Annotated in this window: 17 protein-coding genes and 1 pseudogene; 11 read left to right on the top strand and 7 right to left on the bottom strand. The window is 44.5% G+C overall.

What is annotated here, in order from left to right; genetic code table 11:
• Positions 1–12: 12 nt before the first annotated feature.
• Together ICN10_RS02035 and ICN10_RS02030 are read left to right on the top strand one after the other, a co-directional pair.
• A complete protein-coding gene (locus tag ICN10_RS02035) occupies positions 13–1,257 on the top strand; it encodes a dicarboxylate/amino acid:cation symporter (RefSeq protein WP_216211982.1) in 1,245 nt (414 codons plus the stop codon).
• Positions 1,258–1,393: 136 nt separating this feature from the next.
• Positions 1,394–1,768, top strand: coding sequence for a hypothetical protein (locus tag ICN10_RS02030; RefSeq protein WP_216211979.1), 375 nt, complete (start codon positions 1,394–1,396; stop codon positions 1,766–1,768).
• Between the two features lie 8 nt (positions 1,769–1,776).
• Here the strand turns inward: ICN10_RS02030 and ICN10_RS02025 are convergent, their stop codons facing one another.
• Both ICN10_RS02025 and ICN10_RS02020 read right to left on the bottom strand, forming a co-directional pair.
• The gene (locus ICN10_RS02025; protein WP_216211976.1) at positions 1,777–1,995 is read right to left on the bottom strand and encodes a hypothetical protein; all 219 of its coding nucleotides are present in this window, start codon (positions 1,993–1,995) and stop codon (positions 1,777–1,779) included.
• A 125-nt stretch (positions 1,996–2,120) separates the two neighbouring features.
• Positions 2,121–2,471 (bottom strand): HNH endonuclease, encoded by a 351-nt coding sequence (locus ICN10_RS02020; RefSeq protein ID WP_216211973.1) that lies wholly within the window; start codon positions 2,469–2,471, stop codon positions 2,121–2,123.
• A gap of 76 nt (positions 2,472–2,547) precedes the next feature.
• Between ICN10_RS02020 and ICN10_RS02015 the strand changes: the two genes are divergently transcribed.
• The 3 genes from ICN10_RS02015 to ICN10_RS02005 are packed head-to-tail and all read left to right on the top strand — an operon-like array spanning position 2,548 to position 4,504.
• Positions 2,548–2,811 carry a TIGR03643 family protein gene (locus tag ICN10_RS02015; RefSeq protein ID WP_216211970.1) on the top strand — a complete coding sequence of 88 codons (264 nt, stop codon included), beginning with the start codon at positions 2,548–2,550 and terminating at the stop codon, positions 2,809–2,811.
• Entirely contained in the window at positions 2,808–4,343 is a 1,536-nt protein-coding gene (locus ICN10_RS02010) for a cryptochrome/photolyase family protein (RefSeq protein ID WP_216211965.1), read from the top strand. Before ICN10_RS02015 ends, ICN10_RS02010 begins: the two co-directional genes overlap by 4 nt.
• A gap of 5 nt (positions 4,344–4,348) precedes the next feature.
• On the top strand, positions 4,349–4,504 hold the full coding sequence (locus tag ICN10_RS02005; RefSeq protein ID WP_216211962.1) for a DUF2256 domain-containing protein: 156 nt from the start codon (positions 4,349–4,351) through the stop codon (positions 4,502–4,504).
• 91 nt (positions 4,505–4,595) lie between these two features.
• Here ICN10_RS02005 and ICN10_RS02000 read toward each other — a convergent pair whose 3' ends face one another.
• Entirely contained in the window at positions 4,596–4,949 is a 354-nt protein-coding gene (locus tag ICN10_RS02000; protein ID WP_216211959.1) for a Rap1a/Tai family immunity protein, read from the bottom strand.
• A gap of 49 nt (positions 4,950–4,998) precedes the next feature.
• On the bottom strand, positions 4,999–6,210 hold the full coding sequence (locus ICN10_RS01995; protein WP_216211956.1) for a DUF3300 domain-containing protein: 1,212 nt from the start codon (positions 6,208–6,210) through the stop codon (positions 4,999–5,001).
• A 102-nt stretch (positions 6,211–6,312) separates the two neighbouring features.
• On the opposite strand from ICN10_RS01995, the gene ICN10_RS01990 reads away from it, so the two are divergent.
• Positions 6,313–6,948: a glutathione S-transferase gene (locus ICN10_RS01990; protein WP_370626186.1), complete on the top strand. Its 636-nt coding sequence runs from the start codon at positions 6,313–6,315 to the stop codon at positions 6,946–6,948.
• On the opposite strand, the gene ICN10_RS01985 is transcribed toward ICN10_RS01990, so the two are convergent.
• Genes ICN10_RS01985 through ICN10_RS01975 form a run of 3 tightly spaced genes read right to left on the bottom strand, consistent with a single transcriptional unit; the run spans position 6,945 to position 9,685 of the window.
• Positions 6,945–7,787, bottom strand: a complete 843-nt coding sequence (locus ICN10_RS01985) for a DUF6671 family protein (RefSeq protein ID WP_216211954.1) — start codon at positions 7,785–7,787, stop codon at positions 6,945–6,947. The genes ICN10_RS01990 and ICN10_RS01985 overlap by 4 nt on opposite strands.
• A 28-nt stretch (positions 7,788–7,815) precedes the next feature.
• The gene (locus ICN10_RS01980) at positions 7,816–8,784 is read right to left on the bottom strand and encodes a sodium-dependent bicarbonate transport family permease (protein ID WP_216211953.1); all 969 of its coding nucleotides are present in this window, start codon (positions 8,782–8,784) and stop codon (positions 7,816–7,818) included.
• A gap of 22 nt (positions 8,785–8,806) precedes the next feature.
• Positions 8,807–9,685 carry a LysR family transcriptional regulator gene (locus ICN10_RS01975; protein WP_216211950.1) on the bottom strand — a complete coding sequence of 293 codons (879 nt, stop codon included), beginning with the start codon at positions 9,683–9,685 and terminating at the stop codon, positions 8,807–8,809.
• 123 nt (positions 9,686–9,808) lie between these two features.
• Here ICN10_RS01975 and ICN10_RS10105 point away from each other — a divergent pair.
• The 5 genes and pseudogenes from ICN10_RS10105 to ICN10_RS01955 all read left to right on the top strand — a co-directional run.
• Positions 9,809–10,501 (top strand): annotated as a pseudogene (locus tag ICN10_RS10105) (TerC family protein); the annotation flags it as partial.
• A complete protein-coding gene (locus tag ICN10_RS10100; protein WP_370626212.1) occupies positions 10,475–11,080 on the top strand; it encodes a universal stress protein in 606 nt (201 codons plus the stop codon). The pseudogene ICN10_RS10105 and the gene ICN10_RS10100, both read left to right, overlap by 27 nt.
• Before the next feature lie 158 nt (positions 11,081–11,238).
• Positions 11,239–11,571, top strand: a complete 333-nt coding sequence (locus ICN10_RS01965) for a hypothetical protein (protein WP_216211946.1) — start codon at positions 11,239–11,241, stop codon at positions 11,569–11,571.
• 163 nt (positions 11,572–11,734) lie between these two features.
• Positions 11,735–13,132 (top strand): TolC family protein, encoded by a 1,398-nt coding sequence (locus tag ICN10_RS01960; RefSeq protein WP_216211943.1) that lies wholly within the window; start codon positions 11,735–11,737, stop codon positions 13,130–13,132.
• Complete coding sequence (locus tag ICN10_RS01955) at positions 13,129–14,475, top strand: efflux RND transporter periplasmic adaptor subunit (protein ID WP_216211939.1); 1,347 nt, start codon at positions 13,129–13,131, stop codon at positions 14,473–14,475. The genes ICN10_RS01960 and ICN10_RS01955 overlap by 4 nt, the downstream gene beginning before the upstream one ends.
• Positions 14,476–14,487: the final 12 nt, after the last annotated feature.

Here is a 14,487-nt window from a genome sequence, read left to right as displayed (position 1 = left end):
ATTAGGTCACTCATGAATTCCAAAAAGCTAACCAACTTCATTTTAGGGGCGATGGTCTTGGGTGTGCTGGCAGGTTATTTGGTAAACCTGTATGGGTCTGGAACAGCTTTCCCCGTCCAATATGTAACCTATATCTCCATCTTGACGGACGTATTCTTGCGCTTGATCAAAATGATCATTGCGCCATTGGTATTTGCAACGCTAGTTGTTGGTATTGCCAAGATGGGTGATGCCTCAACAATTGGTCGAGTGGGTTTAAAAACCTTTGCATGGTTTATCTCTATGTCTTTGGTATCTCTGTTGCTCGGCCTGGTAATGGTGAATATTTTGCAACCAGGCGTTGGGGTGGAGTTAACTCTGCCGGAGATTGCTGCTAATACTGGCTTGAATAAAAGTAGCCTCAATCTTCCTGAATTTGTGCGACATATTTTTCCTGTAAGCATCTTTGATGCAATGGCAAAAAATGAGATCCTGCAAATTGTTGTATTTGCCGTCTTCTTTGGTGTGGGCGCTGCTGGTATGGGGTCGCGTGCAGATGAATTTATTCGCAACCTCGATATGCTCTCGCACATCATGCTCAAGATTACAACGGCAGTGATGAAGCTTGCTCCTGTAGCGGTATTCTCAGCTGTCTCATCGGTAATTGCTGAGAATGGCGTTGGGATACTGATGACCTACGGCAAGTTCATGTTGAGCTTTTATGCCTCTATATTTGCGCTTTGGATAGTCATTATTTTGATTAGCTCCCTAGTTCTGAAAAATCGTACCTTGCAATTGGTAAAAATGTTGCGTGAGCCAGCATTATTAGCATTTACAACGGCGAGCTCTGAAGCTGCGTACCCCATGACCTTAGAAAGGGTAGAACGCTTTGGTTGTAAAAATAAGATTGCCTCATTTGTATTGCCCGTGGGTTATTCATTTAACTTGGATGGCTCGATGATGTATTGCACTTTTGCCGCAATTTTTATTGCACAGGTTTACGGCGTTGAAATGGAGTTAAGTCAACAGCTTCTAATGTTGCTGGTATTGATGATTACTTCCAAAGGTATTGCGGGTGTACCACGTGCTTCTTTGGTGGTAATTGCTGCAACCTTATCGCAATTTAACTTGCCTGAAGCTGGGGTTTTATTGATCCTTGGGGTTGATCATTTCTTGGATATGGCGCGTTCTGCAACCAATGTTTTAGGTAATGGTTTGGCTACAGCCGTAATTTCCAAATGGGAAGGTGAATTAGAGGGTAAGGCAGATCCTTCTTAAGGCCTCGCCAATCACAAAATGTAGGTGTAAGATCGTTTCATGGCTTGAGCCTGATAAAGAGGGTCGTGATGCGAGCGTTTCGTATCGATTGCCACCCAACGCATTTTGATGAAACCCATATTAATGAGGTGGATTGATGAAAACATACCCAATTGCTCTTGAGCTCACTGTATGGATGGATCTTGGTCTGAATCAATATGAAGTAACGATTGATGAGGTCTCTAAGATTTCCATTAAGCGAACGGACGATGTACTGCGTTCAAGAGAGCTGTCTGGCAATGAGGTTAGCACTTTAATAGCCGCCATTGAATCTTTAAGGGTGCCAGTCAGCGAAGAGCCAAAAGAGGCTTCAGCTAAGCCTTCTGCCAGTTACGAGTTGATTGTGGAGTCTGCTCACTTCTCTTTAGAATTCAATTGGGAAGACGCGGACTTAAAGGGAGTAAGTACAGAGGCATTTACATCTGTAGCAGCCCTTACTGCGGTAGTAGAAAGCTTGGACTTAGCTCACTAAGATCTTTTTTAAGCTTCCACCACAATAAATTCCCCCAGAGATATTCTGTCTCTAAATTGTGAGAACGAAAAGAGCGCCTTAATTTTCCTGGTATTGATGACCTCAATTTTTCCCTCTGGTGTGAGGTTGGCAAGATAGTCCCCTTCCGGAAACAGTGCTTCAGGAATACTTTCAGTCTCGAGCATTTGAGCTGGCAATACCAGACTCTTTGTAATTTTGATGCGCATGACTCATATTAAGTAATAAGAGTTAGAACGATTTTTCAAATTGCACAGTTTCTAAATCACATGCACCAAAATAGGGGTGAACTATCTACTGCAAGGTAATAGCTTGCACAGAAGGAGTGCAATATTTATTTGTTAGATTTAAGGCGACCACTTTTCCGAGTCTTTTCATAAAATGAATTCGGTTTACTCTCTACCCAGTGAATAAATTTCTTCATCTCTGGATGTTCTTTTAGTGCCTGAGCATGATGATATTGCTGGGCAAGTTCAGTTTCAGTAAACAAAGCATGTATTTGTTTATGGCAAATTCGATGCAGGTATTCCGTAGTTTTGCCGCCCTTGGATTTGGGAATGAGGTGGTGGGCATCCCTCTGTGACGCCGGAATGGGGCGATCGCAGATGGGGCAAATGATTTCTACCGGCTTTTGTATAGCCGGCACCTCCTGGGCAATCAGTTTTTGACGAATTTTTCCAATCATGTGAGGAGTTTGGCTGTGTTGCAGAACAATGTCATGGGCTCAAGCTAGTTTAGTAAATAAGTCTTAAACTTGCTGGGTGCCAAAATCCGTAACCCTCTCCGAACCCGACTTATCTCGCCTTATAGAAATGGCTTGGGAGGACCGTACGCCATTTGATGCCATTGAGAAAAGCTTTGGTCTGGGTGAGCCCCAGGTGATCGCCATCATGCGTAAAGAGCTGAAGCGCGGCTCATTTGAGCTCTGGCGTAAACGAGTGACCGGACGAGCAACTAAACATAGCGCTTTGCGTAGTGAAGATGTCACTCGGGCTTACTGCCCAACTCAATATAAGAATAAATGAAGCATCCTGAGCGCCTCATTCTGATTCTGGGTGATCAGCTTGATATACAGAGCTCTGCTTTGCGAGACATTGATCCCAAGGCAGATCAAATCATCATGATTGAGTCGGCCAATGAAGCTCAGTATGTTTGGGCGCATAAAGCCAAAATTGCCTTATTTCTATCTGCAATGCGTCATTTTGCAGTTGAGCTTGAAAAGCAGGGTTATCCGCTGACTTATATAAAAAGTTCGCCACTGCCGATCGTTGAGGTTCTGAAAGAGCAAATCCTCAAAAATAAAGTGAAGCGTTTGGTTTGTATTGAGCCAGGCGAATGGCGCCTCAAGCAGGCACTCGAGGTATTAGCAAAAGATCTTGGTATTGAATTAGAAATGCGGGAGGATGAGCATTTTTATTGTTCCCGCCAAGAATTTGTAGAGTGGGCAGCAAATAAAAAAGAGTTCAGGCTGGAGTACTTCTATCGCTTGATGCGTAAGCGGCACAATATATTGGTGGACCGAGAAGGTAATCCCGAGGGTGGGCAGTGGAACTTTGATCAAGATAACCGCAAGCCCTATCCAAAAAAGGGTCCAGGCATCATCGATGCCCCGGCATCGTTTGAAGTCGACGTAATTACACAAGAAGTGCTGGACTGGGTTCAAAAGACTTACCCAGATCACCCTGGTTCTTTAGATGCATTTAATTGGCCCGTTACTAGGGAGCAAGCAGTTCAAGCCTTGGGGTACTTTGTTGAGTATCGCTTAAGAAACTTTGGCGTTTATCAAGACGCGATGTGGACTGATACGCCTTTTGGATGGCACTCCATTTTATCGAGTGCACTCAATCTGAAGTTGCTTAATCCGCGCGAAGTGGTGGATGCAGTTTTGATAGCTTGGAAAAAATATTCTCTAGTTCTTTCAACTATTGAAGGCTTCATTCGGCAGATATTAGGGTGGCGCGAGTTTGTGCGCGGCATGTACTACCTAGATATGCCAAAGATGGCGCAGGATAATTACTACCAGCATCAACGCCCATTGCCAAAGTGGTACTGGAATGGGCAGACCCAAATGGCTTGCATGAAAGATGCCATAGGCCAAACACTGCAATACGGCTATGCCCATCATATTCAGCGCTTAATGGTGACGGGCAACTTTGCACTTTTGGCAGAAATCCTGCCGCAGGAAGTATGTGAGTGGTACCTGGCTATCTATGTAGATGCGATTGAATGGGTTGAACTTCCCAATACGGCAGGTATGGCCTTATTTGCCAATGGCGGTAGGTTTACAAGTAAGCCTTACATAGCCAGCGGCGCTTATATCAAGCGGATGAGTAACTATTGTGGGTCTTGTAAATATAAGCCTGAGGTTCGTTATGGAGAAGATGCATGCCCCATCACAACTTTGTACTGGAATTTCTTAATCAAGCATCGAGACCAATTTGAAGCCAGCCCAAGAACAAGACTTATGACGGCGAATCTGAAGCGCATTAGTGACGAAGATCAAAAAGAAATTACGCTGCATGCACAGAAAATATTAAATCACTTGAATGATCTTTAAAAATCATGGAAAAGACATCATTTAAGGGCAATAAAAGCTTTCTGCCATCGAAGATTTGTGCAGTTTGTAAAAAAGAGATGACTTGGAGAAAGTCCTGGGCAAAAAACTGGGAGTCAGTGAAGTATTGCTCAGATGCCTGTAGGGCAAAAAAGACGTCATAAGGTAGCGGGCAATGATCTTTTGCTGCACATAGTAAAAAAATAAGGCCACTCGAAAGTGGCCTTTACTGTTTTTGCGAATGCAATCTTCAGATTATTTTCCGCACGGGAATTTGCCTGCTAAGAATCTCAAAATAGTATCTGCCGCAGGCTCAGTGGCGTACTTGATATTCGCTTCGGCCCACTTGACGTATTCCTGAATTACTTCTTTGCGAGTTGGTGCAGGCTGCTTTACGCAAATGAATTCAGGAGCTGACTTAGGGTTGCGTGTAACCAAGTAGGTGTCGTATACGGCTTGACCATAGATCTCGCAAGTAATAAAGGTGCCGTTAGTACCTTTACAGTCCTGCAAAAGCTCTTGCGTACTAATCATATTGGCTGCTTGAGCGCCGGTTGAGAATCCCAAAACTGCGCTAGTCAATGCCATTAATAAAATCTGCTTTTTCATGATGATTCTTTCGTATTAGTCTTAAATGAAGTTTGTTATGGTTAGCTGATTAGCGTCTGCCTCTAAAGCCGCCACCGCCAAAATGTTCTCCGCCTGCACGGGCACCGCCACCACCAAAGCGATCACCACCGCCATTAAATTTAGCGCCACGGGCATCACCAAAGCCGCTGGAATCATTTCTGAAATTGCTTGGGCTGCTATCGCGAGCGCCAGAGTTGCGGTCACCTAGATTGCGATCACCAGAGCGATCGTTTTGTCCTGGGTTTCGATCGCCATCACGGTTGCCATCGCGATTACCTGGGTTGCCCCGATCATCGCTACTGATGCCATTCTTTTGAAGGTTCTGACGTAGTTGATCGCGTTCCGCATCGCGGTTAGCGCCACCACCGCCAACATTCGCATTGCGACGTTGCTGATCTGGCTTCCAATCGCTTGTGCCATTCTTGTTGCCGGACCAATTGCTATTGGTATTGCGGTTGAAGTTATTAAAGTTATTGTTATTTACTGTAAGCGAGCCGCCTCCATAGCCGCCACCCCAATGGCATCCACCCCATAAGGCGGCACCCACTGCCATGCCAACTCCAAATGAAAGGAGGGCAGTGCCAGCAACATAGCTAGGTGGATAGTAGGCAACTGGTGGATAGGCTGGATAGGGCCAGGCACCATAAACCACTGTTGGGTTATATGAAGGTACGTACACCACTTGTGGATTAGCTGGTTGAATCACAATCGTTTCAGAAGAGCCGCTTCCTTGGGAAGTTACAGTTTGCTGAGAGTTGGATTGCAATGCGCCAGTCTTCTTTGCTTTAGCGCGCAAAGCTTGAATCGCACTCATGGTGTCGGATTGCTGGGCTAATACAGCATTACCTAAATTTTGGGTCCAGCTTAATTGTGAGCCCATCATTTCTAAAACTGGAGGGAACGACACTAAAGACTTCACGCTCGCATCCCAATTCTGTTGCTGCAATGCTGTATTTAGGGCATTACCTTTTAGATTGCTATTGGCACGTAACCAATTAGTGGCCTCAGAAACCTCTAAGGGGTATGTTGATGCCATCAGAATTTGTGAGACCAAAGGATCTGGATATAAAGCAATTGGAGCAACGAGCGCCTCTAATTGAGCTTGAGATTGCTTGTTTGCCTGTGTTTGACTGCCGCCTTGGGCATAAGCAACAGGAACCACTGCAGGCAAGCTAAGTGCGGTAACCAGTAACCCCGCTAGTAATTGAGAGGGAATCCCCCGTTTTTTTGGTGCCAACATTAGCGCATCCTTTTGATTGAATAGAAAAATATTCTACTCAATCCTGGACCGTATGCTTCAATTTTCAGAAAATCTTCTCTGAGACATTCGAGATGATTTAAAGTGACCAGATTCGGTTTTGATGAGCGTAATCCAATGATTTTGTACTCCTATCGCAGATGCCCTTACGCAATGCGCGCTCGTATGGCCTTGAAATACGCAGGCATTGAGGTTGAACATCGAGAAATCGAGTTACGCAATAAGCCTCAATCGATGTTGCTGGCCTCTCCCAAAGGAACTGTTCCCGTACTTTGCATGGATGGCTTAGTTCTAGATCAAAGCTTGGACATCATGCATTGGGCAATCTCGCAATCTGATCCTGATGGGTGGGGTAGTGCAGATGATGCTATTGCTCAAGCATGGATTGCAAAAAATGATGGACCCTTTAAAGTCCTATTAGACCAATATAAATATCCCAACCGATTTCCGGAGCTGGATCAAGCACCGGTTCTCCAAGAGGTATTACAAATCATGCTGCTACCCATGGAGCAGTCTCTGCAAGCGACTCAATACTTAATGGGCGATACGATGACTTGGGTGGATGTGGCAATCTTTCCATTCATTAGGCAGCTCTCAATGGTTGATGCCAACAAATTTGAGCAATTGCCAATAACAGCTATAAAAAAATGGTTAGCCCAACATCTTGACTCTGAATTATTTCACTCTGTAATGCACAAGCACCCAGTTTGGCGAGATTAAGGATTGCAGTGCTTGCACTTTGAGGGATCTGCAAATCTAAAAACTTTCATACCTTCGGTTTGCTTGTGGTCACATTTAATGCAGCTCCAGATTTTGGCAATTTCCTCATCCGTTGCGAGGCCACAGGCATTACATGGCAAGCCAGGTTTTACATCTGTGATCCAAAATCCAGGGGTGTTGCACTGAGGGCAGACTGAATTCATCTTATTCGCCAGATCTATTGCAGCCTTACGAATGTTTTCCATCCGAGTTGGATTGGCAAAGGCACGTAAATCATTTTCGACGTAGACGATACCTTTTGAGGACAGGCTTTTTGCCCAATCAAAAGCATCTTTTAGCCCTGCTAAATCTTGAATCCCTTTTCTTGATTGCGGGTGATATTCATCGGTAGGTTTGATGACTAAGTGGTGCGATGGAAAGAGTGCGGAATCAGCAAATTTTTTGAGCTCCTCCCAATGCGTTACGTAGCTACTTTCATTTTGGGCTGGACCACTAGCAAATCCAGTTAGTTCAAGTTGGTGCTTTTGGTCTATCAGTACAAGCAATTCATTATTCCAGGGGATGGCACCGGTGTACGGATCGTTCATAAACGCGCCTTCATTGGCCAAGCCCAAGTCAAGCTTGAGCAATTCCATTCCGATGGTAGCTTTTTTGCGGGCTGCATCTAGTTGCGAGCCGTATCGAGCTGTTTCCTGTGTAAATGTGCCTAGCAAATCGGTATCGTAGGCATCCGTATGCTGTACAAAGCAATCTACTTCGGCATTGAGAACTTCGCCGATCACCTTTTCTTTGCCGTGCTTGGTTAATAAGCTGGCTGATCGTTTGGAAAAGATGCCCATCGGTTTTTTGCTTATCTATACAGCATTTCTACAGCAATGCTGTGGCAATCAGGGTGTAAAGCGGAATGCCCAAAATAATGTTGAACGGAAAAGTGATTCCCAAAGACATGCCCATATATAAGGCTGGGTTCACTTCGGGTAAAGCGTGACGCAAAACAGCAGGCACTGCAATATACGATGCACTAGAAGCTAGAACCATGAGAAGGATGGTGTTTCCTAAAGGGAGCCCAATGAGTTTGCATAAAACCAATGCTAAGAGCGCATGTGACAGAGGTGAACCAATCGCATAGAGCAAGGTAATGGGTGGTTTACCTCTTAAGCCCTTAAAGTTTCTGGCGGCCATAAGCCCCATATCCAGCAAGAAGAAGGACAGCATGCCTTTGAAGAGATCAATCGAAAATGGCGCCATTAATTTATGCCCAGCATCTCCGCTCACTAGCGCAACCGCCATTGAACCCAGTAATAGTAGTTGTGCACCATCAGTAAAAGACTCGTGCAGTATTTTGGAAACTCCTGCGGGCTCGTGCTTGACTGTTGAGCCAATTGACATCGCTGCCCGTGCTTTATTGGCCAAGACAATCGCCAAAATAATGGCAGGCGATTCCATCAGCGCCATCGCTGCCGCCATATGACCGCCATAAGCGATATCGAATTGATCTAAATATTGAGTTGCAGTAATAAAGGTAACCGCACTGACGGATCCATAAGTAGCTGCAATTGCAGCAGCATCAAATGCGCTTAACTTTCTTCTGAGAATCAAGTAGCCAATGATGGGAATAATGACGGCAAGAAATATCGCCAATCCCAAAGAGAAGGCAATCTCAGTAGTAAACCCAGACTTGTGAAGTGCGAAGCCACCTTTCAGTCCTAGTGCCATCAATAAATAAAGAGATAGGAACCTAGAAATTTGTGGTGGGATTTCTAGGTTCGACTTTACGGTGCCGGCAAAAACCCCAAAGATAAAAAACAGTATGGCGGGGTCTAAAAAATTAGTCATAGCTCAGGGGTCTATCAATACACTATTGCTTAATAATGGCCTGTACAAGGGGGTGCTGAATTTTCTTCTCAGAACGAATCGCGTAAAAGTATTCATGTATGTTTTCGCAGCCACCCAATAGCTCAAGGCCATAGGTATCTTTAAGATCATTTTCAATCAATAATCCAGCGGGGAAGGCGCCCAATCCACTGGCGGCAAAGGTCTTTAGCAAGGCACTATCTTCAAACTCCCCAACAATATTGGGCGTGATGTTGTGCTTATTAAGCCATTGATCTAGTAATACACGCACGGTAGAGTGTGCTGTTGGCAGGAGAATGGGCAGCTCTTTTAGGCATTCCGGAAATTTGCCTTTTGCCTTTTTTACAAGCTGCTTAGATGCATACCAACCTAGAACAGTTTTTCTCAGCTCCTGGCTGTATACGTTGAGATTTTTATTATTCGGTGCTGGGCGATCTGCTAATACGATATCAAGACGATGTAGCGCAAGGTCTGCCAACAAATCTTCAAACTCACCCTCATGGGCAATTAATTGAACATCCTTATGTTTCATGATGGGTTCTAATAATTGCCTAGTAATAAATTTGGGTAGGCCATCAGAAACCCCAACAGAAATTTTGATCTTAGGTGAGTTCGCGGCATCTCTAACAGCCTCAGGAAGTTTTTCGCCGATAGAGAAGATTTGATCGGCAATTTCTAGGGCCGCAAATCCAGATTCGGTGAGAGTGATCCCACGTCCAGCTGGTTTGAACAGCATATATCCCAGTGATTTCTCTAATTCATGTACTTGAGCGCTAATGGTTTGTATGGCCATATCGAGGCGCTCTGCCGCTTTAGACATGCTGCCTTCTTTGGCAACCACCCAAAAGTAATAAAGGTGCCGGTAATTGTAGGTATTGGTCATATTCAGCTTTTTCCGAAATTATTATCAATATATATCTGCTTTTAGCTAAAGACAAATACACCTAAATTAACCCCATGGTTAGTCATGGAATTTACAGGCTTCCTATTTAATTAACTTAAACAGATGGAGGTTGCCCAAGTGGAACTATTTAGTCCTGAGTTTTTTTCGGCGCTACTAGCGATAGTGGTGATTGATTTAGTTTTGGCTGGTGATAACGCCATTGTGATTGCAATGGCCGCCAGAAATTTGCCGGCCCATTTGCAAAAGAAAGCGATTGTCTGGGGAGCGGTTGGTGCCATTGCAGTGAGAAGTGCAATGACGCTGGTTGTAGTGTATTTATTAAAAATCCCTGGTCTGATGTTAATTGGTGGTCTGCTCTTAGTATGGATTGCCTACAAACTGCTAACGCCTGCCAAAGATGATGATGATGGTCACAGCAATGCCTCCACTAGTTTTTGGGGTGCAATGAAGACGATTGTGATTGCCGATGCAGTCATGGGTTTAGACAACGTTTTAGCGGTAGCAGGCGCATCTCATGGCAGCTATATCTTGGTGGTGCTAGGTTTACTCATCAGTATTCCAATTGTGATTTGGGGTTCAACACAAATCCTGAAGTTGGTTGAGCGCTATCCATCTATTACTTATGTAGGTGCTGGCGTGCTTGCATGGACTGCAGCCAAGATGATGGTGTCCGAGCCGATGGTTAAGGAGATGCAGGTATTCCAGAATGCTGCATTTGAATATGCCGTCCAAGCCCTTGTAATTGTTGGTGTTTTGTTTGGTGGTTTTATGAAGAGTAGGTTGGCGTTGGAGGAGACAATTGCGCCAGCTGTAGTTGATCCAGAGGTATCCGATAAGCAGTCTTATAACGTAGGAGAAAAGGTGATGAACAAAGTTCTAATTCCAGTTGATGATTCTAGTAACGCTTTAATGGCCTTGAAACATGCAGTCAATATGTACGGTAAAGATAGTCAAACACACTTCCATATCTGTAATGTGCAACCCACGCTGTACACACACATCAGAAAGTTTTTAAGTAAGCAAGAGATTAATGAGTGGCAAGCAGAGCGTGCTCAAAACGCTGCAAAGTCAGCATCCGAATTTTTGGAAAAAGCGGGCGCGAATTTCTCCTTCACTTATGTGACTGGCGACAAGGGAGAAGCTTTGCGAGATGAGGCACAACGCTTAGAGTGCAATCGCATTGTGATTGGTACTTCTAAGAAAAATACGCTCAGCCGCTTGTTTGAGAATTCCACAACAGCCAAGTTGCTGGAAATCAGTGATATTCCAGTTGAGGTAGTCACTGGCAAGTCTTTATCTACGCTTGAGCGTTGGGGCATCCCTGCACTCGGCGCTGGTGCAGCAACCGCCTTAATGGCGGCAGTAATCGACTAGTTTTACAACCTGCTGTTCTCTTTATGCCCTCTACCCGAGGGCATTTTTTTAATTTAATTATCAGTAAATAACAGAATTAATATCAATTAACATCTGCTTTATTAAGAATGAATATCGCTTTAAATTGAATTCAAGATATTCAACAAAGGAGATAAATCATGAATGTCATATTGGAAGCAAAAGAACAAATCGAGCCAGAATTTAAAACATTCACAGAGAATCGTGTGAAGTTCTCTCTGAAGAGACTCTTTTGGTTGGTGCGAAAAATTAAAGTGAAGTATTCCTCTGTAGCCCAGGCAAAAACAGGCTGTAATCAAAATTGCATTATTGAATTGCAAACTTTTGATAATCGCCAGATCGAGGTGAGCTTTACCGCAAGGGACCGAAGAACAGCTTTGGAGATGGGTTTAAAGAAAGTCTATAAGCACATGCAAAAGGCTTTTCATAAGGCCGAGAAATATGGCCGCTTATCCAGTCGAGTCTATGTTTGAGTTCGTACACATTTCTATTGCTTAACTGTGATCTAATAAGATGAATAAACGGGGAGTAGCCTGCCCAGCAATGGGTCTCACATATCGTCATTACGGCTTCAAAGCCCGGTATATGGGTAATTTTTAAGGCAAGACCATTTACTATTTTCTAAATGGCCAAATATTGACTTTCCACCTCAAAAACCTTCGTTCTGGCATTGTTTTGCCCGTTTACGCCCCAAATTGGGGACGTTTTCTTGCTCTTCCGCCTAGCTGGTTGGATAATTTGCGTTTAGATACTTTGCAAGTTGGACGTATGACGCGGTACCGATGGTTGGTCATTGCTTTTGCTAGCACCTTAATGGTGGCAAATGTCAGCGCACAATCTAAAAAAACGTTCACTATTAATGACTTGATCTCTATCTCCTTGGAGTCAAGCCCCCAAGTCTTGGCTGCCCGTGATCAAGCGAAGGCCATTAAAGGGCAGTTGTCGACCGCAAGAGCTATTCCTAATCCAGAGTTTGAGGTGGGTACCGGTCAGCAACGATCGGCTACTGGTCCTTTGACGGTAGGCAATGTTTCATCATGGGCTGTTACTCAACCATTAGATATGCCTTATAACCGCTACCCCAGAGTAAATGCTGCCGAGGCAAATTTACGTGCAGCTGAAGCAACACGTGTTGCATTTGAGGTGGAGACGATTTCAAGAGTGCAGCAGCGTTTTTATGAACTCATGCGTCGTGAAGCGGAGCAAAAAGCTGCTGAAGAGGATATGAGTTTGACGAAGCAGATTCGTGATCGTATGCAAATTCGGTATGACGTTGGTGAAACAGCGCGCTTCGAACTCATTCGAGTGCAAACCGAATTTTTAAATGCGCAAATCGCTGCAGAGTCTAGTAAGTTACGTGTAGAGCAGGCTCGTAGTCAGTTGCGCCAAGTGGTAGGCCATCAAGTACCCGCAGATTTTACGGTGGTGGCAGAGCAGCCAAAGCCTGAGGTCTTGCCTTCATTGACGCAATTGCTAAACGAGGTTCAGAGCCAAAGCCCAGAGCTACAAAAAGCAAAGGCAGAGGTTGAGGCAACGGAATCTAAGCTGAGTTTTGAAAAGAACTCGCGCTTGCCTCGTTTGGCATTTAAAGCCTCTCAATATAACGACCCTAACTTCACTGATCGTCTTTATGGCTTGCAAGTGAGCATTCCGATTTGGGACTTTAAGGGTGGTCAGATTGCAGAGGCAGAAGCCAATGCCTCTAAAGCAAAAAATCAATTGAATGCTCAAATCCAAACGTTAGATCAGCAAATGGAGACGGCTTATAAGTTGTATCAAATGAGTAGCTATCAAGTAAAAGTATTAAGCCAGGAAGTGGTTCAGTTAGCTGGTAGCGCGCAGCGTATTGCTGAAGTGTCTTATCGCTATGGTGAGCGCGGCATGCTCGAGTATTTGGATGCACAAAGAACCTTTAGGGCAGCGCGTAATGATTTGATTAAGGCGCGTTTTGATTTAGCTTCTGTGGTAACTGAGATTCAGAGATTAAGAGCGAGCCCTGAGTGGCTTGCGAAGATAGAAAGTGGAATGCAATGAACCAAGAGTTAGCAGCCATGCTGAAAAAGGTAAAAGTCTGGAAGACCTTTTTGGTGCGAAAGATTAAATTCCATAAGAAGGAATTATTCGGCCAAATTCTGCAGACTCAGAATCAGTTGTATGCACAAGCCCATCAATGGCTTGGTGAGCATGTGCCTGCAGTTACTGGTCGATATGACAAATCGCCGCATTGGTTTAAAAAAGGTATGTTCTATCTGCCTTGGTTCTGCGCATTCATCATTATTCTGAATTACTTCAACGTATTTGATAGAAGCCCAGCAATTAAATCAGTGCAAGATCCCAATATAGTTGTAGTGAATGAAGATCTTCAAAAGATGATTGCCGATGGCAAGGTTCAGATATCGCCTTTTGTAGAAGAGTTGCGCGCTTCTGGCCGAATTGATTTCAACGAGCTCTTTTTATCTCGTATTGGCGCTAACGTTACGGGTCGTGTTTCGGAAATTCTGGCTGTGCCTGGTCAGATTGTGAAGCAGGGCGATGTATTAGCCAAAATTACTTCTACTGAATTAACACAATCGCAACTGGCTTACTTAAAAGCGAAGAGCGCTAGTCAATTGGCTGATCAAGCTGCTAATCGTGCAAAAATTCTTTACAAGGAAGATGTGATTGCTCTTGCAGAACTGCAAAGGCGCGAAGCTGAGGCCAGTAGCGCTAAAGCAGAGTTCCGCGCTGCGAATGATCAGCTCAGGGTGCAGGGCATGGATCAAGCGAGCATTGATCGCCTTGCAAAGTCTGGAGTGATTGAGTCTATTAATAACGTGATCGCCACCATTCCTGGTGAAATCGTAGAGCGTAAGATCAATAAAGGTCAGGTAGTGCAGCCAGCAGACGCCTTATTTACTGTTGCAGATCTCAGCACATTGTGGGCGGTCTCGGAAGTTCCGGAGAGTAATTCTTATTTGATCCATAAAGGTCAAAAAGCATCGGTCATTATTCCGGCTCTACGTAATCAAGATATTGAAGGTGTGGTTGCTCACGTAGATTCGATTGTGAATCCGCAAACACGTACTGTGGTGGTGCGTATGGAATTAGCGAACAAAGAGGGCCAAATTAAACCCGGAATGTTGGCAACCATGTTAATTGAGAGTCAGCCGGTTGATAAGTTAGTAGTGCCTTTAGCCGCCATCGTTCGAGAAGATAACCATGACCACGTTTTTGTGAGATTGGATGATGACACTTATCGCATGGTGGCCGTCAAGCTCGGTCCAGAGGGCAAAGGATATCGTCCAGTGATATCAGGTCTCAAAGAGGGCCAAGAGATTGCTATTGAAGGTGCTTATCACTTAAATACAGAGCGTAAGCGTCAGCTTAGTGGCGGATAACGGGTGGATAAG

It is taken from the genome of Polynucleobacter sp. 86C-FISCH (assembly GCF_018882415.1).
In the GTDB taxonomy this organism is placed as follows: Bacteria; Pseudomonadota; Gammaproteobacteria; order Burkholderiales; family Burkholderiaceae; genus Polynucleobacter.
The sequence above is the reverse complement of the archived record's forward strand: the minus strand, read 5'-3'. Positions and strand labels throughout refer to the sequence as shown.